The sequence below is a fragment of the Streptomyces aureoversilis genome, assembly GCF_042657885.1.
GTDB classification, from domain to species: domain Bacteria; phylum Actinomycetota; class Actinomycetes; order Streptomycetales; family Streptomycetaceae; genus Streptomyces; species Streptomyces aureoversilis.
Window position 1 is genome coordinate 19,804 of record NZ_JBHSKJ010000010.1, and the last position, 18,145, is coordinate 37,948.

The 18,145-nt window shown below is 75.1% G+C and carries 17 protein-coding genes; 8 read left to right on the plus strand and 9 right to left on the minus strand.

All coding sequences use genetic code 11. From position 1 onward, the window contains the following. Positions 1–29: 29 nt before the first annotated feature. From ACFPP6_RS18690 to ACFPP6_RS18700, 3 genes are all read left to right on the plus strand, one after another. Positions 30–1,190: a DUF5954 family protein gene (locus ACFPP6_RS18690; protein WP_382043370.1), complete on the plus strand. Its 1,161-nt coding sequence runs from the start codon at positions 30–32 to the stop codon at positions 1,188–1,190. 32 nt (positions 1,191–1,222) lie between these two features. Then, the gene (locus tag ACFPP6_RS18695) at positions 1,223–1,684 is read left to right on the plus strand and encodes a hypothetical protein (protein WP_058043244.1); all 462 of its coding nucleotides are present in this window, start codon (positions 1,223–1,225) and stop codon (positions 1,682–1,684) included. A 340-nt stretch (positions 1,685–2,024) separates the two neighbouring features. Next, complete coding sequence (locus ACFPP6_RS18700) at positions 2,025–4,916, plus strand: helix-turn-helix transcriptional regulator (RefSeq protein WP_382043373.1); 2,892 nt, start codon at positions 2,025–2,027, stop codon at positions 4,914–4,916. Between the two features lie 42 nt (positions 4,917–4,958). Here the strand turns inward: ACFPP6_RS18700 and ribA are convergent, their stop codons facing one another. Both ribA and ACFPP6_RS18710 read right to left on the minus strand, forming a co-directional pair. Then, positions 4,959–5,576, minus strand: a complete 618-nt coding sequence (ribA, locus tag ACFPP6_RS18705) for a GTP cyclohydrolase II RibA (RefSeq protein WP_382043376.1) — start codon at positions 5,574–5,576, stop codon at positions 4,959–4,961. Positions 5,577–5,731: 155 nt separating this feature from the next. Then, positions 5,732–7,198, minus strand: a complete 1,467-nt coding sequence (locus tag ACFPP6_RS18710; protein ID WP_382043379.1) for an MFS transporter — start codon at positions 7,196–7,198, stop codon at positions 5,732–5,734. Between the two features lie 82 nt (positions 7,199–7,280). Here ACFPP6_RS18710 and ACFPP6_RS18715 point away from each other — a divergent pair, with 82 nt between their 5' ends. Beyond that, positions 7,281–7,586: an ArsR/SmtB family transcription factor gene (locus tag ACFPP6_RS18715; protein WP_229899435.1), complete on the plus strand. Its 306-nt coding sequence runs from the start codon at positions 7,281–7,283 to the stop codon at positions 7,584–7,586. A gap of 52 nt (positions 7,587–7,638) precedes the next feature. On the opposite strand, the gene ACFPP6_RS18720 is transcribed toward ACFPP6_RS18715, so the two are convergent. The 6 genes from ACFPP6_RS18720 to ACFPP6_RS18745 are packed head-to-tail and all read right to left on the minus strand — an operon-like array spanning position 7,639 to position 14,065. Next, the gene (locus ACFPP6_RS18720; RefSeq protein ID WP_382043382.1) at positions 7,639–8,382 is read right to left on the minus strand and encodes a class I SAM-dependent methyltransferase; all 744 of its coding nucleotides are present in this window, start codon (positions 8,380–8,382) and stop codon (positions 7,639–7,641) included. Further along, positions 8,379–9,563 (minus strand): XdhC family protein, encoded by a 1,185-nt coding sequence (locus tag ACFPP6_RS18725; protein ID WP_382043997.1) that lies wholly within the window; start codon positions 9,561–9,563, stop codon positions 8,379–8,381. The genes ACFPP6_RS18720 and ACFPP6_RS18725 overlap by 4 nt, the downstream gene beginning before the upstream one ends. 5 nt (positions 9,564–9,568) lie before the next feature. Further along, positions 9,569–11,881: a xanthine dehydrogenase subunit D gene (pucD, locus tag ACFPP6_RS18730; protein ID WP_382043385.1), complete on the minus strand. Its 2,313-nt coding sequence runs from the start codon at positions 11,879–11,881 to the stop codon at positions 9,569–9,571. After that, positions 11,878–12,360 (minus strand): (2Fe-2S)-binding protein, encoded by a 483-nt coding sequence (locus tag ACFPP6_RS18735; RefSeq protein WP_382043388.1) that lies wholly within the window; start codon positions 12,358–12,360, stop codon positions 11,878–11,880. Before ACFPP6_RS18735 ends, pucD begins: the two co-directional genes overlap by 4 nt. Beyond that, complete coding sequence (locus tag ACFPP6_RS18740) at positions 12,351–13,244, minus strand: FAD binding domain-containing protein (RefSeq protein WP_382044000.1); 894 nt, start codon at positions 13,242–13,244, stop codon at positions 12,351–12,353. Before ACFPP6_RS18740 ends, ACFPP6_RS18735 begins: the two co-directional genes overlap by 10 nt. A gap of 26 nt (positions 13,245–13,270) precedes the next feature. Further along, on the minus strand, positions 13,271–14,065 hold the full coding sequence (locus tag ACFPP6_RS18745; protein WP_382043391.1) for a class I SAM-dependent methyltransferase: 795 nt from the start codon (positions 14,063–14,065) through the stop codon (positions 13,271–13,273). A gap of 182 nt (positions 14,066–14,247) precedes the next feature. Here ACFPP6_RS18745 and ACFPP6_RS18750 point away from each other — a divergent pair, with 182 nt between their 5' ends. After that, positions 14,248–14,982, plus strand: a complete 735-nt coding sequence (locus tag ACFPP6_RS18750) for an oxygen-binding di-iron domain-containing protein (protein ID WP_382044003.1) — start codon at positions 14,248–14,250, stop codon at positions 14,980–14,982. Between the two features lie 15 nt (positions 14,983–14,997). On the opposite strand, the gene ACFPP6_RS18755 is transcribed toward ACFPP6_RS18750, so the two are convergent. Then, positions 14,998–16,518, minus strand: a complete 1,521-nt coding sequence (locus ACFPP6_RS18755; protein WP_382043393.1) for an alpha/beta hydrolase — start codon at positions 16,516–16,518, stop codon at positions 14,998–15,000. Between the two features lie 172 nt (positions 16,519–16,690). Between ACFPP6_RS18755 and ACFPP6_RS18760 the strand changes: the two genes are divergently transcribed. The 3 genes from ACFPP6_RS18760 (at position 16,691) to ACFPP6_RS18770 (ending at position 18,144) form a co-directional block, all read left to right on the plus strand. Further along, the gene (locus ACFPP6_RS18760; RefSeq protein ID WP_382043396.1) at positions 16,691–17,086 is read left to right on the plus strand and encodes a peptidase inhibitor family I36 protein; all 396 of its coding nucleotides are present in this window, start codon (positions 16,691–16,693) and stop codon (positions 17,084–17,086) included. 91 nt (positions 17,087–17,177) lie between these two features. Continuing rightward, entirely contained in the window at positions 17,178–17,660 is a 483-nt protein-coding gene (locus ACFPP6_RS18765; protein ID WP_382043399.1) for an RrF2 family transcriptional regulator, read from the plus strand. 85 nt (positions 17,661–17,745) lie between these two features. Beyond that, positions 17,746–18,144, plus strand: a complete 399-nt coding sequence (locus ACFPP6_RS18770; RefSeq protein WP_382043402.1) for a RidA family protein — start codon at positions 17,746–17,748, stop codon at positions 18,142–18,144. The last annotated feature ends 1 nt before the right edge of the window (position 18,145 follow it).

The window sequence follows — 18,145 nt, forward strand, 5'->3', positions numbered from 1 at the left end:
GGAGCGGCCTTGCGCGACATGCTGAGTACATGTCCGATCACAGCGAGCGAGTGCCGGGGTACCGGCAGATCAGGATGGCTGCGCCCGACGCCCCGGTCGCCGCCCTGGCGGACGAGGAGGCGTGGCGGGCACGCGAGGCGTACCCCGAGATCCTCGGGGGCGGCGGCCCGGTCTTCGGCGTCGTGCGCGAGCGGGAGGAGGGCGGCTGGCAGGTGCTGACCCACATCGGCGACCGCGCGCCCCAGGACTCCCGGGACACCATGGCCGCCCTCTTCCGCCGGGCCGCCCGCGACGCGGAGGAGTCCGGCGACGGCGCCGCGGCGCAGGAGTACTGCGCGGCCGCCGACCGGCTGGACTGGGAACCCCTCGACGAGATGACGGTGCTCGGCAGCCGCCACCGGGTCGTGCGCGCGGAGCAGTTCGTCCGGACCGGCCCCGACGGGCCCGAGCCCCCGCGCCCCTCCGACCCCGGCCCGGCCGCGCCCGGCAGGTCCCACGAGGTGCCCGACCCCGTCGAGGGCATGGTCCTCGACACCCTCACGGCCACGGGCATGTCCGAGGGCATCCTCAAGGCCGAACTGCTGTCGCTGGTCCAGGGCCCCGGCACCGTGCCCCCCGACGTGCGGGCCGACTCCCTGCGGGCCGCCGCCACGCACCCGGGCGGCGTGCTGCTGCCCGCCGCGTACATGATCGCGGAGTGGTCCGGCGGGCAGTGGGAGCCCGTGACCACCGGCTGCCCCACGCCCCAGGCGGCGCGCGACGCCCTGGCGATGGACCTGCGGGTCATGGCCCCGGTGCTGCTGCGGCTGGACGAGAAGGAGCGCGAGGAGTACGCGCGGGCGGCGGACCGGCTCGACGCCGAGTGCGGCCCGGAGGCGGAGGCGGCCGGCCGGCGCTTCCGCGTGGTGCGCATCGAGCGCCTGGTGCGCGTCGGGCCGGACGGCCCCGAGGGGCCGCGCCCCTCCGACCACGACCCCCAGCCGCCCGTCAAGGTGCACGACCGGCAGCTGCGCGAGCAGGGGATGGTCCACGACGACGAGGACGACGAGGACTTCGAGCCTTCCGAAGCGGCGCAGGAGATGATGGCGCTCGCGCGCAAGGAACAGGAGCGCAGACGACGGCTCGGCGAAGCGGCCCGGGGCGGGGCGCGGCAGGGCCCGGAGGCGCAGGACCAGGCCCGTCGTGCCTAAACTGATGCCGTGCAGAGGGGGGTTGGCAGACGATGAGTGAAGAGAGGGACGGTCCGGGCCGGCGCCGGCTGACGGTGGCGCAGAAGCTCGACCACCTGCTCAAGATGCGTGCCGGGCCCAGCGAGAACGGGAAGCCGTCCTACAAGAAGCTGGCGGCGGAGATAGCCGCCCAGTCCGGCGAGACCTTCTCCAGCGTATATCTGTGGCAGCTGCACCGCGGGGAGCGCACGAACCCGACGCTGCGGCACCTGCGCGCGCTGGCCACGTACTTCGACGTCCCCGTCTCCTACTTCACCGAGGACGACGTGGCCCGCCGGATGATCGACGAGGAGGTGCTGGCCGGCCGCGAGCTGGACCAGGCCATGGCCGAGGCCGGGGTGAGCGCGGTCTACCTGCGCGGCGACCTCGCGGCACTCTCCCCGGAGGGGAAGCGGATGGCCGCCGACATGATCCGCCAGCTCCGCGAGCTGGAACAGGGCACCAGGCGCGCCTAGCGCCTGCCGGGGCCCCACCCCCGACCCCCCACGAGAGCCGTGCTCTGCCGAGCCACGGGCGCTGCGTACCGCGCGGCGCCCGTGGCTTCGGCATGCGGTTGAAATGCCCCAACTCTCAAGTTAGGGTCACTTCTTGTGTCGCCATAAGCTACGGTGAACCAACTATTGGTCAACTTGTTCATACGAGTTAACGTCTTCATTCTCTTCACGGTCCGGCCTCCTGAGACACATCACTACCCACGGCATCACGGCAGCAAAGACCGGGCCGTCACACGGGGGACCCGGGGGAGTGGCATGCAGCTCCGGGACGGCCCCGCCGCCTTACGGGGAGGGCACGCGCGTGCACGACATCCTGAAAGCCGCCGGTGACGGCCGGGGCCAGAGCATCCTCATCGAAGGCACGGCCGGCATGGGGCGCACCAGACTCCTGCGCCAGGCCATGGACCAGGCCGGCGAGCACGGCCTCCACCTGCTCTCGGCACGGGCCCGCGCCTCCGAGCAGGACGTCGAGTACAGCATCGCGCAGCAGCTCATGGCCGGGGCCCGGAGCATCCTGGACAGCGCGGGCGCGGGGCAGGAGGGCCCCGGGGGCCAGGCCCCCGCGCCCTGGGAGGCCCACCTGAACTGCCCCGCGCCGTACGCCCCGCACGCAGCGCCCGGCTCCGGCGCGGTCCACCCGCTCGCCCGGCTGCTGTCCACGGGCACCCCGCTGATGCTGGCCATCGACGACCTCCAGTGGGCCGACACCGCGTCCCTGCGCTGCCTCGGCTACCTGATGGCCCGGCTGGAGAACACCCCGGTCGCCCTCGTCGCCACCGTCGCCCTCGGCGAGACCCCCGGCGACCCGGTGCTGGCGGAGGTGCTCTCCTCCTTCCGCCACCGGGTCCTCTTACGGGACCTCACCACCGAGGACACCGCCCGCATCGCCGCCGACACCTTCACCGTCCCGGACGCCGCCGACGCCGCGCCCGACCCCCGCTTCGTCGCCGCGTGCCGCACCGCCACCGGCGGCAGCCCCTACCTCCTCGAAGCCCTCTTCCGCGTCATGCGCCTGCACGGCCTGCGGCCCGACGCCGACGCCGCGCGCCGCATCGGGGAGCTCGCCCCGGTCGAGGTCGCCGACACCCTGCTGCCGCGCTACGACCGCGCCTACCCCGGCGCCGCCGCCGTGCTCCAGGCCACCGCGGTCCTCGACGGCTCCGCCACCACCGCCATGATCGCCCGGCTGCTCGGGCTGGACGCCCTGGGCGCGGCCGACATCGTCGACGCCCTCGTCCGCGCCGGCGCCCTCACCGGGCAGGACACGGTCGTCGGCTTCGCCCGCCCGGTCCTGCGCGCCGCGGTCCTGGCCCGCATCCCGCCCAGCCGCCGCGACGCCCTGCACGCCCGCGCGGCCCAGCTCCTCCACGATGCGGGCGCCCCCGCCGAGCGCGTCGCCACCCAGCTGCTGCGCGTCCGCAGCACCCTCGGCCTGCACTGGACCTGCTCCGTGCTGTGCACGGCCGCCGGAGAGGTGATCCAGCGCGGCGAACCGGACCGGGCCCGGGCCTATCTCCACCGCGGCCTGGAGGAGTGCGAGGGCCTGTGCCGGGCCAAGCTGCTGCGCGCCCTCGGCCAGATCGAGCTCGCCGCCGACCCGGCCGCCGCGGTCGGACACCTGCGGCGCGCGCTCTCCCTCCAGCCCGACGCCGCCGGGCGCGCCGACATCCGGCTGTGCATCGCCCACGCCCTGCAGCTCCTGGGCCGGCCCGAGGAGGCCGAGCGCGTCCTCCTGGAAGGCGTGGCGGAGGCCCGCAGCGCGGAAGAGCCCTCCGCGGCCGTCCTGCGGGCCGAGCGCTGCCTGCTGCGCGAGCTGAACCACGCCGTCGACGCGACCGTCGAGGCGGACTGCGCCGGGGTGGGCGACCTGCTCCCGCTGGAGGCCGGCGCCACCCCGGGCGAGCGCCACACCCGGCTGAGCCTGGCCGCCCTGCGCTCCTCGCGCCGCGGCGAGGAGCGCGACCGGGCCGTCCACCAGGCCCGGCAGGCCCTGCAGGAGGAGCACACCAGCCTCGACTGGCGCATCGCGACCCGCACCGTGCCCCTGCAGGTGCTCGCCCGCGCCGACGAGCTCGACCTGGCCCTGTCCGAGTGCCAGGCGCTGCTGGACCGCGCGCGGGCCGAGGGTTCGCGCACCCTGCTGACCATCGCCCACAGCATGCGCGCCGAAGTGCGCTACCGCACCGGTGACATACCCGGCTGCCTGGAGGACGCCCGCAGCGCCCTGGAGCCCGCCGGGACCTCGCCCTCCGGGCACTGGAGCCGCACCGGCCAAGCCGTGGCGGCGGTCGTCGCCGCGCTGCTGGAGACCGGCGAACTGCGCGAGGCCAACCGGGCCCTGAGCGACTTCGCCCTGGACGGCGAGGTGCCCGAGGGCGCCGGGTTCGCGGCCCTGCTCTTCCACCGCGGCCGCCTGCGCGTCGCCTGCGGCCACGCGCAGGCGGGGCTGGCCGACCTGCTGGAGTGCGGCCGCAGGCTGGCCGACGCCGGCCAGCTCAACCCCGCGGTGCTGTCCTGGCGTTCCGAGGCGGCGCTCGTGCACGCGGCGCTCGGCGAGCGCGACACCGCGCTCGTCCTCGTCGAGGAGGAGCTCGCCCGCGCCCGCCAGTGGGGCGGCCGCCGGGCGACCGGCCGGGCCCTGCGGGCGTCGGGGCTGCTGGCCAAGGGCCTGGGCGGCGAGGAGGCGCTGCGGGAGGCCGTCGAGGTGCTGGAGGAGTCCTCGGCCCGGCTGGATCTGGCGCGGGTGCTCACCGACCTCGGCATCCTGATGCGCAAGTCCAGCCGGCTCGGCGAGGCGCGCGAGCACCTGCGGCGCGCGCAGTCGCTGGCCGAGCAGTGCGGGGCCGCCGTGCTGGCCCAGACGGCCCGTCAGGAGCTGCTGGTGGCCGGGGCCCGGCCGCGGCGGCCGACCGAGGTGGGCATCGACGCCCTCACCCCGACCGAGCGCCGCGTCGCGCTCATGGCGGTCGCCAAGTTCACCAACCGCGAGATCGCGGGGAAGCTCTTCGTCACCCAGCGCACCGTCGAGCTGCACCTGAGCCGCGTCTACCGCAAGCTGGCGGTGACGGGCCGTTCCGGCCTGGCGGAGTATTTCGCGGAGCTCCCGGAGAGCGGCTCGGCAGGCTCCGAGCACTCCGTGGAGCGGGCCTGGCCGGACGTCCGCAGCGGTGCGCGCGACAGGGCGGCCGTCTGAGGCGGCCGGTGCGGCCGCGCGACGCCGGCCGGGTGCGGCGGCTCACGCGCCGCGCTGGCCGGCGAAGTCCAGCCGCTCCTCGACGGCGATGCCGTACCAGCTCAGCTGCCGCACCTTGTCGGGGTTGCTGGTCAGCAGCCTGACCCGGGAGACGCCCAGGGCCCGGAGCATCTGGGCGGCCGCGTGGTAGTCGCGGGCGTCGTCCGCCAGGCGCAGGCCGTGGCCCGTTACGGCGCGGCCGGTGCCGCGGTCCTGGACGCTGTACGCGTCGAGCTTGTCGTAGAGGCTGAGGTCCGTGCCGCCCCGGCTCTCCTGGCGCAGGTAGATCAGGATGCCGCCGTCCGCCGCCACCCGCTGCAGCGACTCGTCCAGCTGCGGACCGCAGTCGCAGCGGCCCGAGCCGAGGACGTCGCCGGTCAGGCACTCGGAGTGGACGCGGACCAGCGGGACGCCGGGGTCGGGGCTGTAGGACACCGCGATGTGCTCCAGGCCGTCGGAGAGCCCGTCGAAGGTGATGACGTGCGCGGTCTGCCAGGAGCCGTCGGACAGGTGGAGCGGGATCTCGACCCGGGAACGGACGCGGGCCCCGCCCCGGTGTCCCGCCGGGGACGGGTCCCATGCCCCGCCGTTCAGCACATCACGGTTCAGCACTTCGGGCACGGCTGCCTCCCATGGAGATGCACGACCGGCGCGTCGTTCGCCCCGGTCACTCCAGCATCACGGCCGGGGCGGCCCCGCACAGCACGGACCGGCCCGGTACAGCGACCGAAGCTTTTCCGGGCCGCGTACCGAACCGGGTCCCCGCCGGGGCGGAATCAGGCCGTTCGCTCCGATTCCTGCAGCGGTGCGGCGGCCGCGGGCGCGTCCTCCCCGGCACCGCCGTCGCCGGCGAACTTGCGGACGGCGGTGCGCAGTCCCGCGGCGATGCCGAGGAACGCGCACACCGCGGCGATGACGTAGATGATGCCGAGTCCGCGGCTGTCGTTCCAGTCGTGCGAGGAGCCGTACGCGGTGATGGCCGTGCCGAGGCCGGTCATCACGGCCACGGACAGGGTCTCGCACAGCTGCAGGCTGGAACTCGCCGAGCCCTCCTTGCCCTTGGGGGCCAGCGACAGGACGATCGTGGTGACGGCCGGGTAGACGAAGCCCATGCCGAGGCCGGCGACGGCCCAGCCGATGATCGCGAGCGGGACGCTCTTGAGGTCGGTGCCGACCGCCAGGGCGATCAGCGCGTCACCGGCCACGAGGAGGACGAAGCCGAGGACGACGCGGGCGTGCCGGCCCTTGCCGCCGCTGCGGGTGTCCAGCTTGGCCTGGAGCCAGGCGCCGCTGACCCAGGTGAGGGCGCCCGCGGACAGCGCGAGGCCGGAGCCGAGCGTGCTGAGGCCGAGGACGCGGGTCATGCTGAGCGGGAAGAAGGACTCGCCGCCGTAGTAGGCGGCGCTGACCAGACCGCGCACGATCATGCCGGCGGGCATGCCGCGGCGGACGGTGAGCGTGCCCGCCGGGAGCAGCTTGTGCAGCACGGGCAGGGTGATCGCGACGCCGACCACGACCAGCGGCACCAGCACGGCGATGTTGCGGTTCTCCAGACCGGCCAGCAGCGCGCCGACGCCGAGCACCAGCAGCACCGTCAGCGGCAGCCGGTTCTCGCCCGGCGTGCCGTCGCCGGTGGGCTTGAGCTTGCGCATCGCCGGCAGGGTGAGCAGCGCGGCGACGGGCACCAGCGGCACGAGGATGAGGAAGACCACCCGCCAGTTGGAGGCACTGGCGATCGCACCCGCGATGGCCGGGCCGAGCAGGGCGGGCAGGGTCCACGCCGAGGCCACCAGCGCGAGCATCCGGGCGCGCAGCGCGTCGGGGTAGGCGAGGCCGACGATCAGGTAGGCCAGGGCCAGCACGCCGCCGACGCCCAGGCCCTGCAGGATGCGGCCCGCCAGCAGGATCCACCAGTTGGTGGCGACCGCGGCGACCACGCAGCCGATGACGAAGACGATGAAGGCCTGCACGTACGGGCGGGTGGGCCCGGCCTTGTCGGCGCCCTGTCCGGCGGCGATGGTGCCGAAGAGGTTGGCGAGCATGAAGGCGGTGAAGGCCCAGCCGAAGAGGTGGACCCCGTCCAGGTCCTCGGCGGCCTCGGGCAGGACGGTCGCGACACCCAGCCAGAGGAAGGCCACCAGGGTGACGGACGTGATGAGCCCTAAGGACAGCGCGCGGTATTGCGGCGAGAGGACGCCGCCCCCGGCGGGGTCGGCGGCGGGCGCCTCGGTCTTGTCGGTCATCGGACCTCCGAACCAGCGGTACATAGGCAATTTGCTATTTAGGAGATCCACTATATAGGCGCTGTTTGATAGCCTGTCAAACGTGAGAGACACTGCGGAGGACAAGACGGACGTCGCCATGCTCCGGGCGCTCGGACACCCCGTGCGGCTCGGCATCATGCGCGCGCTGGCGGCCGAACCCGAGACGTGCGCCTGTGACTTCACCGAGCTCTTCGAGGTCACCCAGCCGACCATCAGCCAGCACCTGAAGGTGCTGCGCGAGGCCGGCCTCGTGGTCACCCGCCGCCGCGGCACCCAGATCTGCTACTCGGTCCGCCCCGACGGGCTCGACCGGCTCCACGAACTCCTGACGGCCATTCAGCCGCCCCGGCTGGCAGCCGCCGGCTGACCGCCCGCCCCGCCCCGGTGCCCGCGCGGGCACCGGGGCCGGCGGCGCGCCCTCAGCGGACCGCCTCGAACATGACGATGGGCGGATTGGCCAGGAACCCCTCCCAGTACGGGGCCCCGAAGCGCTCGAGCGCCGCCTGCGGCACGTGCAGCGGCACCCACGACACCTTCGCGAACCCCGCCGCCGCGAACGCCGCCTCGTACACCTCCGGCCGGATCAGGCACGTCTCGAAGGTGATCGGCGGCTCCAGCGCCGCGGTCACCCGGATCCGGGTGCCGAAGGCCGAGGTCTCCAGGGGGTCGAAGGCGAAGCCGTACGCATCGGGCAGCGGCCCCTCGAAGGAGAAGCGCGGGTTCTGCGTCACCCCGATGAACCGCCCTCCCCGCGGCAGCCGTTCGAACGCGCCGCGGCACATGGCCGTGAGCGCCGCCTCCTCCCGCGCGTAGTTGAGGAGGTAGGCCGCGGTCACCACGTCGAAGCGGCCGAGGTCCGGCAGGTCCGCGGCGTCCGCGGCCACGTACCGGGTGCCCAGCGGCGCCCGCTCCTCGACCGCCCGCGCGGCCGCGACCATCTCCTCCGAGACGTCCGCGCCCACCACCCGCTGCGCGCCCAGCATCTTCGCCTGGCGGGTGTAGAAGCCGTCCCCGCACGCCAGGTCGAGGACGTCCAGCCCGGTCACGTCGCCGAGCAGGGCCAGGAAGCTCGCGCGCTCCGGGTGGACCGTGGGCAGCGACCGCGCGTCCTCCCAGCGGGCTCCGATCACGTCGTACTGCGCAGCGGTGCGCTCTCGGGTCATGAGGGGTCTCCTCCGGTGGGCGGGGCCCCGGCCGTGACCGGCTCGGGGAGGGCGGTGGGGGCGGCCGGGGCCGCGGGCGGGCCGGAGGGCCGGTGGATCGGGCCGCGCGCGTCCCGCAGCGGCAGGCCCGTCCCGCCGTGCCGGACCGCGATCAGCTCGGCGGCGATGGACACGGCGGCCTCCTCGGGCGTGGACCCGCCGAGGTCCAGCCCGATCGGGGAGCGCAGCCGGGCCAGCTCCTCCTCCCCGGCGCCCGCCTCCCGCAGCCGCCGCAGCCGGTCCTCGTGCGTGCGCCGCGAGCCCATCGCGCCGACGTAGGCGACCGGCAGCCGCAGCGCGGCCCGCAGCAGCGGGACGTCGAAGCGCTCCTCGTGGGTCAGGACGCAGATGACCGTGCGCCCGTCCCAGGCGGCCCCGGCGAGATAGCGGTGCGGCCACTCCCGGACCACCTCGTCGGCGTCGGGGAACCGCTCGGGGGTGGTGAAGGCAGGCCGGGCGTCGCACACGGTCACGTGGTAGCCGAGGAACCTGCCCATCCGGGCGAGGGCGCGGGCGAACTCCACCGCACCGAAGACCAGCATCCGGGGCCGGGAGAGGAAGGAGTGCACGAACACGCGGGCGGCGGCGGAGCCCGCCCGCACCTCGGCCTGCCCGGTGCGGCCGCGGTCCAGCATCCGCGAGGCCTCCGCGGCCGCCGCCCGGTCGAGCGCCGCGTCGCCCAGCGAGCCGGAGACCCCCGCGGGCCCCACGGCCAGCCAGGCGCCCGGCTGCGGCGTGCCGCCCACGCACGTGACGTGGGCGAGCGGTCCGCCCGGCCCGCCGGGCGCCTCCAGGGCCGCCAGGACCGTGTCCCACTGCGGCTCCCGCTCCGGCACCACGCGGCGCACCAGCACCTGCAGCGTGCCGCCGCACGTCAGCCCGGCGGCGAAGGCGTCCTCGTCCTCGACGCCGTACTCCGCCAGGCACGGACCGTCCCCCAGGGCGGCCCGGCGGGCCAGTTCGTAGACCTCCGCCTCGACGCAGCCCCCCGACACACTGCCCACCACCCGGCCGCCGGGGCCGACGGCGAGCGCGGCGCCCGGCTGCCGGGGCGCGCTGCCGCGCACCCCGACCACCGTGGCCAGCCCGAACGGGGTGCCCGCCGCGTACCAGCGGTGCAGCACCGGAGCGATGCCCAGCACCGTGCTCACCGCCCCCCGGCGTCGTCCGCGGCCGTCAGCCCCGCCACGTCCTCCGGGCGCAGCGGGATGCGCGGCAGGGCCAGGCCGGTGGCGTCCCGCACGGCCGCCGCCACGGCGGCGGGGCTGGAGATGTTCGGCGGCTCGCCCACGCCGCGCACGCCGTAGGGGGCGTGCGGGTCGGCCAGTTCGAGCACGTCCACGTGCATCGGCGGCACGTCGTGGACGGTCGGGATGAGGTAGTCGGTGAACGAGGGGTTCTGCATCAGGCCGCCCTCGACCCGGATCTCCTCCATCAGCGCGAGCCCCAGGCCCTGCACCGTGCCGCCGTGGATCTGGCCCAGCAGGGCCTGCGGGTTGACGGCCTTGCCGACGTCCTGCGCGGTGGCGATCTCGACCGTCCGCACGAGGCCGAGCTCGACGTCCACGTCCACCACCGCCCGGTGGGCGGCGAAGGCGAACTGGAAGACCGAGTCGCCCTGTCCCGTGCGCGGGTCCAGCGGGAACGTCGGCCGGTGGTGCCACTCCACGGTCTCCTCGACGACCTCGTCGCCCAGCACGTCGGCCAGCTTGCACAGCACCTCCCCGCCGGCGCCGGTCACCGCTTCGCCGGACAGGCCCGTGGCGGTGCCGGGCCGGCCCAGCAGCCGGTCCGCGCGCTCCAGGACGCGGGCCCGCACCGCCTCGGCCGCCGCCTTGACCGCGCCGCCGGTGACGTACGTCTGGCGGGAGGACGACGAGGGGCCGGCCGAGCCGAAGGCGCTGTCCCCGAACTCCACCGCCACCTGCTCGACGCCGAGTTCGGTGCGGGCGATCTGGGCCTGCACCGTCACCACGCCCTGGCCGACCTCGGCCGCCGCGCTGGTGACCACCGCCCGCACCTGCCCGCCGCCGGCCTCCAGCCGGACCCGGGCCGTGGAGTAGTCGTCGAAGCCCTCCACGAAGCCGACGTTCTTGAAGCCGACGGCGTAGCCCACGCCGCGCACGACCGACTCGCCGCGCGAGGTGGTGCCGGCCAGGTGGCCGCCCTCCGGCAGCGACGGACCGGGCATCGGCCGCTCGCGCACCCGGCGCAGGAGCTCGGCGACCGGCGCCGGGTGGTCCAGGACCTGTCCGTTGGCCACCGCCGATCCCTCGGCGACCGCGTTGCGGATCCGCAGCTCCACCGGGTCCATGCCCAGTTCGCGGGCGAGCCGGTCCATCTGCGACTCGTAGCCGAAGCAGGTCTGCACGGCGCCGAAGCCGCGCATCGCCCCGCACGGCGGGTTGTTGGTGTAGACGACGCGCACGTCCACCTCGGCGTCCGGCACCTCGTACGGGCCGAGGGAGCAGGTGGCGACGGTGCCGGCCACGGCGGGGGAGCTGGAGGAGTACGCGCCGCCGTCGAGGACGATCGACGCCTTGACGTAGACGAGCCTGCCGTCGCGCGTGGCGCCGTGCTCGTAGGCCATCTTCGCCGGGTGGCGGTGCACGTGGCCGACGAAGGACTCGCCGCGCGTGTAGCACATCTTCACCGGGCGGCCGGTGCGCAGCGCCAGCAGGCAGGCGTGCGCGTGCATCGACAGGTCCTCGCGCGCGCCGAACGCCCCGCCCACGCCCGCCAGGTACAGCCGCACCTTCTCGCGCGGCAGGCCCAGGGCCTCGACGACCTGGTCGTGGTCGACGTGCAGCCACTGCGTGGCGACGTGCAGGGACACCCCGCCGTCCGGGTCGGGCACGGCCAGGCCGGACTCGGGCCCCAGGAACGCCTGGTCCTGCATGCCGACCTCGTAGACGCCGCGCACCACCACGTCGGCGGTGAGCGGCTCGCCGCGCGCGGCGCGGCCGCGGCGCAGGGGGACGTGCCGCAGGAGGTTGCCGCCCGGGTGCACGGCGGGGGAGTCGGGGGAGACGGCCGCCTCGGCGTCGGTGACCGGCGGCAGCACCTCGTAGGCGACGTGCACCAGCTCCGCGGCGCGGCGGGCCGTCGCCGGGTCCTCGGCGGCCACGACGGCGACCGGCTCGCCCTCGTAGCGCACGGTGTCCACGGCGAGCACCGGCTGGTCGACGACCATCGAGCCGTGCAGGTTGCGGCCGGGCACGTCGCGGTGGGTCAGCACCGCGCGGACGCCGGGCAGCGCCAGCGCGGCGGAGGTGTCGACGGACAGGATCCGGGCGTGCGGGTGGGGGCTGCGCAGCGTCGTGCCCCACAGCATGCCCTCCGCCTCCAGGTCGGAGGAGTACGCGAAGGCGCCCCGGACCTTCAGCGGCCCGTCGGGGCGCGGCGCGCTGTCGCCGACCGTCCCGGGAGCGCGGCGGGTGTGCGTGGCGTACGGGGTCACGGGCGGGGCTCCAGGGCTCGCGTGCGGTCGGCGGCCAGGCGGACGGCCTCGAGGATGTGCCGGTAGCCGGTGCAGCGGCACAGGTTCCCCGCGAGGGCGTCCTTGATCTCGGCCTCGCCGGGGTCGGGGCAGCGGCGCAGCAGGTCCTCGGTGGCCTTGAGCATGCCGGGCGTGCAGAAGCCGCACTGCACGGCGCCGCAGGCGAGGAAGGCCTCCTGCACCGGGTGCGGCCCGTCCTCGCCGTCCATGCCCTCGACCGTTCCCACGCTCCGGCCGTGGGCCTGGGGCGCAGGCACCAGGCACGCGCACACCAGCACCCCGTCCAGGTGGACCGAGCACGAGCCGCACTGGCCCTGTTCGCAGGCGTTCTTCGCGCCGTGCAGGCCGAGGCGCTGCCGCAGGACGTACAGCAGGCTCTCCGTTCCGGCCACGTCCTCGACCTCGTGCCGCTCGCCGTTCACCGTCAAGGTCAGGCGCATGACTCCCTCTCCGTCCGCCGGTCCGCGCGGTGGTCGTCCCACACCCAGCCGAGGGCGCGGCGTGCCAGCACGGCCACCGCGTGCCGGCGGTAGGCGGACGAGCCGCGCACGTCGTCGGCCGGTGCGGTCGCCGCCGCGGCCAGCTCGCCGAAGCGCTTGAGCACGGCCTCCGGGAGCGGCCCTCGCGTCTGCCACAACCGCCGCTCTGCGAGCTCGCCGGCGACGAACCGCTCGGCCTCCAGGGCCGGCAGGGGCACCGGACCCGCCGAGCCGATGCCGGTGCCCACCCGTGCGCGGGAGGGCCACAGCGCCACGGCGAACGAGCAGGTCGCCATCACCACGGCGCCGCGCCGCCCGGCCTTGGCGTAGGTCTGCGGGCCCTCCGCCTCCGGTATCCGCACCGCGCGGATCAGCTCGTCCGGCGCGCGGACCGTGCGGCCGGGGCCGGTGTAGAAGTCCCGTACCGGCACCCGGCGGGCGCCGCGCACGGACACCAGCTCCACCTCCGCGCCGCACGCCAGCAGCATGGGGTGGACGTCGCCGGTGGGGGAGGCGGTGCCGAGGGCGCCGCCCACGGTGCCGCGGTTGCGGATCTGGCGGGAGCCCACGGTGCGGGCCGCCGCCGCGAGTCCGGGCAGCGGTGCGGCCAGTTCGTCGACGATCCGGGTGTAGGGCACCGCGGCGCCCAGCCGGACCTCGCCGGCCGACCGCTCCCAGCGGGCCAGCGCGGCGATGCGGGTGAGGTCGACGGCGGCCGCGGGGCGCTCGCGGCCCGTGCTCAGGCGCACCATCACGTCGGTGCCTCCCGCCACGGGGACCGTGCCCGCGCGGGCGGCCATGGCCTCCAGCGCGTCGTCCAGGCGCTCGGGCAGCAGGAAGTCCATGGGAGGCCGTGCCCTGGTCTCCGTGCTCACCCGCGGCTGTCCCCGGCGCCCTTGACGCAGCGGAAGAGCACCCACGGCGGGTTGGCCGTGAAGTCGTCCCAGTACTCCGGCCCGAACTCCAGGACGCCTTCGGTGGCCAGCCGCACCGGGCTCCACGCGCAGTCACGGAACCCGGCGGCCGTGAAGGCCTCCTCGTACACCCGCCCGGACGGCAGGTAGGCGGTGAAGCTGACCGGCGGCCGCGTGTGCGCCGTGACCCGGATCCGGCCGTCGTGCGCCGGGTCCTCCGCCTGCTCGAAGGAGAAGCCGTACCTCTGCGGCAGGGGCCGGGCGAAGTCGTAGTCCGGGTGTGCGACGAGGGCCCGCAATTCGCCGCCCTCGCGCAGGTTGCGCGCGCACGACCGGGCCATGAGCCCCATCGTCTCCGGGGAGTCGGCGTAGTTGAACAGGTACGCCGCCAGCAGCACGTCGAAGTCGCCCAGCCGCGGCAGCTCGGTTCCGTCGCCGACCGCGTACTCGACGCCCAGCGCCTCGCGCTCCTCCGCGGCCCGGCCGACCTCGACCATCTTCGGGGAGATGTCCACGCCCAGCACGCGCCGCGCGCCCAGCCGGCGGGCGTGCCGGCTGTAGACGCCCGTGCCGCAGGCGAGGTCGAGGACGCTCCTGCCCCGCACGTCGGCCAGCAGGTCCAGCACGCTGGGCCGTTCCACGAACCGCGTCAGCGGGAGCAGCTTGGAGAGCTCGTAGTCCCCGCCGATCCGGTCGTACTGCAGATCGTCGTGGGCGGGGTGCGCTGCGCGGCCGTCGGCGGCGTCGGTCATGGGGCGCGTCTCCTTCATCCGGACGTTCAGGACTCCACGATTCCGTTCGGCACGCGGCAGATGGATCACGGAGCACCCCGTAACACGCCCCGGAGCATTTGGGTGCCGGTACCGAGACAACAGCCCGGGCCGCGCCAGACTGGCGCCGTACCCGCGAAGCCGGGGGGAGAGAGGCGGTGCCCATGGAGACCCGGGTCACGGAGATCGCGCCGGATATCTACCGGCTGTCGACGTACGTCGAAGACGCGGACTTCATGTTCAACCAGTTCCTCGTCGACGCCGAGGAGCCGCTGCTGTTCCACTGCGGGCTGCGGTCGCTCTTCCCGCTCGTGTCGCAGGCCGTGGCCCGGGTGCTGCCGGTGGAGAACCTCCGCTGGATCACCTTCGGGCACGTCGAGGCCGACGAGTGCGGCTCGCTCAACTCCTGGCTCGCCGCCGCGCCGCGGGCCCGCGCGGCGCACGGGGCCATGGGCTGCCTGGTGTCCGTGAACGACCTGGCCGACCGCCCGCCGGTGCCGCTGAGCGACGGCGAGGTGATCGACCTCGGCGGGAAGCGGGTCCGGCGGCTGGAGACCCCGCACGTGCCGCACGGCTGGGACGCCGGGCTGCTCTTCGAGGAGACCACGCGGACCCTGTTCTGCGGCGACCTCTTCACCCGCATCGGCGACGCGCCCGCCCTCACGGAAGAGGAGATCGTCGGACCGGCCGTCGCCGCCGAGGACGTCTTCGGGGCGACCTGCCTGACGGCCGCCACCGCCCCGGCCATGCGCCGCCTCGCCGGGCTGGAGCCGCAGACGCTGGGCCTGATGCACGGCCCCTCCTACAACGGCGACTGCCCGCAGGCGCTGCGGGACCTGGCCGGGGCCTACGACGAGCGGTTCGCCGCCTCGGTGGAGCGCGGGGGCGGCCCGGGCTGAGGCCCGGCGGTCACGTCAGCGGGCCGTGCCCCGCGCGGGGCAGGACAGGTCGGTGCGCGGCAGCGTGCCCCGGGTCAGCCAGGCCGTCGCCGCGTCGGCGGTGCACGGGTCGGCCGTGAACCCGTAGACGCCGTGCCCGCCCTGGGCGGCGTCCACCATGACCGCGCGCCTGCCCAGGGCCTTCCGCACGGCCCGCGCCCCCGCGTACGGCGTGGCGGGGTCACGGCGGTTCTGCAGCATGAGGATGTTGCGCGGGCCGCGGCCGCCGATGCGCACGGGAGGCTCCTGGGGGCGGTACGGCCAGAAGGCGCACGGCCAGATGTTCCCGGTCATCGCCCCGGCGACGGGATAGCGCCAGGCGTCGTGCTGCTGCGCCCGCCGGTAGGTGTCCACCGAGCGCGGCCACGGGGTGTCCTGGCACAGGACGGCCAGCGTGGTCGGCAGGACCAGCTGCTGGGTCCGCGGCTCCAGGGGGACGGCCGCCTGCAGCGGGACCAGGGCCTTCTCCGCCCCGGCCTCGTCGGGCGCACCGGGCGCGCGGGCGAGGAACCGCCACACGTCCGCCAGTTGCGGGAAGGAGGCGTCCGAGAACAGGGCCTGCAGGGTGATCTGGCGCAGCACGTTGTCGTCCACGGCGTAGTGGCCGACGTCCTTCGGACGGGCGGCGGTCTCCGCGAGCAGCCGGGCGTACGTCTCGGACACCTCGTCGGCCGTCGCGCCCAGGCGGTAGGCGGCGTCCCGCTCGGCCATGTACGCGGTGAGGTCGGGGAAGCGCTGCTGGCTTCCCGGCCCGAACGCGCGCAGGGCCTTCCACCAGCCCGCCCGGGCGTCGGGCGCGCTGTCCAGGACCACCCGGTCGGTGCGGCCGGGGAAGGCGGTGGCGTACGCGGCGCCGAGGTGGGCGCCGTAGGACACGCCGTAGTACGAGATGCGCTCCTCGCCGAGCGCGCGCCGGATGCGGTCCATGTCCCGGGCGGTGTTGGCCGTGTACATCGTCGGCAGCAGGTCACCGGCGTGCCGGGCGCACGACTGCGCGATGCCGCGGTGCAGCTCGGCGGTGGCGGCGAACGGCCGGTGGGGGAGGGGCATGGACACGGGCGCGTGCCGCAGCTGCGCGGCGCTCAGCCTGCAGGAGACCGGGGTGCTGGTGAACAGGCCGCGCGTGTCGAAGCCGATGAGGTCGTATCCGGCCCGTACGGACGCGGGCACGTGCGCCGCGAACCACAGCGGCATGGGCGTCCCCGGGCCGCCGGGGCCGCCCGGGTTGAGCAGCAGCACGCCGCGCCGGGGGCCGGGCCCGGTGGCCGCGAGCCGGGAGACGCCGATGGTGATGCTGCGGCCGTCCGGAGCCGCGTAGTCCAGCGGCACCCGGACCGTGGCGCACTGCAGTCCGCTGCGGGCGGGCGCCGCGACCTGCGCCGGGCACGGCCCCCACCGGAGGCGTTGCGGGGCGGGCGCGGCCGGACTCCCGCCGGTCAGCAGCACCAGAGCGACCGCCACTCCCGCGGCCCGGCGGCACGCCCGGCGACATCTCACGAAGGACCCTCTCCACTGGTTCTGACGGAGAGTTATGTTCCGGTTGGAGCCCGCTTCAAACGGGCCGGGGGCGGGGTGCATCCGGTCGGCGTACGGGGAACAGACGTGCCGATCCCGCGGGGTCTCCCCGGCGCGGTCGATTCCCTCTAGCGTCGGGCGGATGAGGAATGTGATGCGTGCCCTTCTCGCGCCGGTGGTGGCTGCGGCCGCCGCCGTGCTGCCCGTCTCCACGGCTCATGCGGCCGACGGGTACGACCGGTGCCCCGACGGCTACTACTGCATGTTCTCGGGCCTCGACGGCACCGGCGACATGATCAGAATCAGGGCGAACGCGCCGGATCTCGCGGCGCTCGGCATGGACGACCGGGCCAAGTCGGACTGGAACCGGACCGCCTCGACCATCCACCTCTGGTCCGACAGGAACTACAGCGGCTGTACGGCCGTCACCTCCGCCGGCCCGACCGGCAAGGGCAATTTCTTCCCCGCCTACCAGGACTTCTTCAGCTCGGTGCAAATCGGCGGGCAGGGCGGCCCGAGCTGCGGCACGCCGCCCGGCGAAGGCCGCTGAGCCGGGGAGGAGCCGCCGTCCACCGCAGCCGGCGGCTCCTCCCGCTCCTAATCCTGGACACTGGATATCCTGGTTATGTAGTGTCCAGGTCATGAAGATGAGCGGTGGCGTCGAGTGGGCCTTGCACTGTTGCCTCAACCTGGCCTGGACCGGCGGGGAGCAGGCGGTGCCGGCCGCCCGCCTGGCGGCCTTCTACGACCTGCCCACGGCGTACCTCAACAAGCAGATGCAGGCGCTGGCCCGCGAGGGCATCGTCTCCTCCCTGCCCGGCCCCCGCGGCGGCTTCCGGCTGGCCCGGGCGCCCGAGGACATCACCCTGATGGACGTGGTGACGGCGATCGAGGGGCCCGAACCGGCCTTCCGCTGCACCGAGATCCGCGAACAGGGCCCGCTGGGCGAGCCGGCCGCCGACGGCAGCCGGTGCCTGATCGACCAGGCCATGCGCCGGGCCGAGCTCGCCTGGCGCAGGGAGCTCGCCGCGCAGACCCTCGCCGACGTCATGAAGAACGTGGAACGGGACGTCCCCGAGGTGCCCGGACGCACCCGCCGCTGGTTCGCGGAAGCACGCGCCTGACCACCGGCTCCACCACCGACCCGTACGCAGACGCGTACGCAGATCCGTACACGGACCCGCACGAGTGCACCGAGGAAGAGCGACCATGTCCCACACCATCGTCAACCCCGCCGCCCTGCACGACCCCACGGGCTTCGGCTACAGCCACGTCGCCGACGCGCCGTCGCCGGACCTCGTGTTCGTCGCCGGGCAGTACGCCTCCGACGCCGACGGCCACGTGGCCTCCGGCGACTTCGCCGAGCAGGTCGAGCTCTCCTTCGCCCACCTGGGCACCGCCCTGGCCGCCGCGGGCCTCGACTACAGCCACGTCGCCCGCCTCGGCACCTACATCGTCGGCAACGACCAGGCCAGGCTGGAAGCCCTGGTCGCGGTCATAGGCCGGATCTGGGGCGACAAGCCCCCGGCCCAGACCCTGCTCGGCGTCGCCGGGCTCGCCCTGCCGGGGATGCTCTTCGAGGTCGACGCGGTGGCCGTACGCCCGTGAG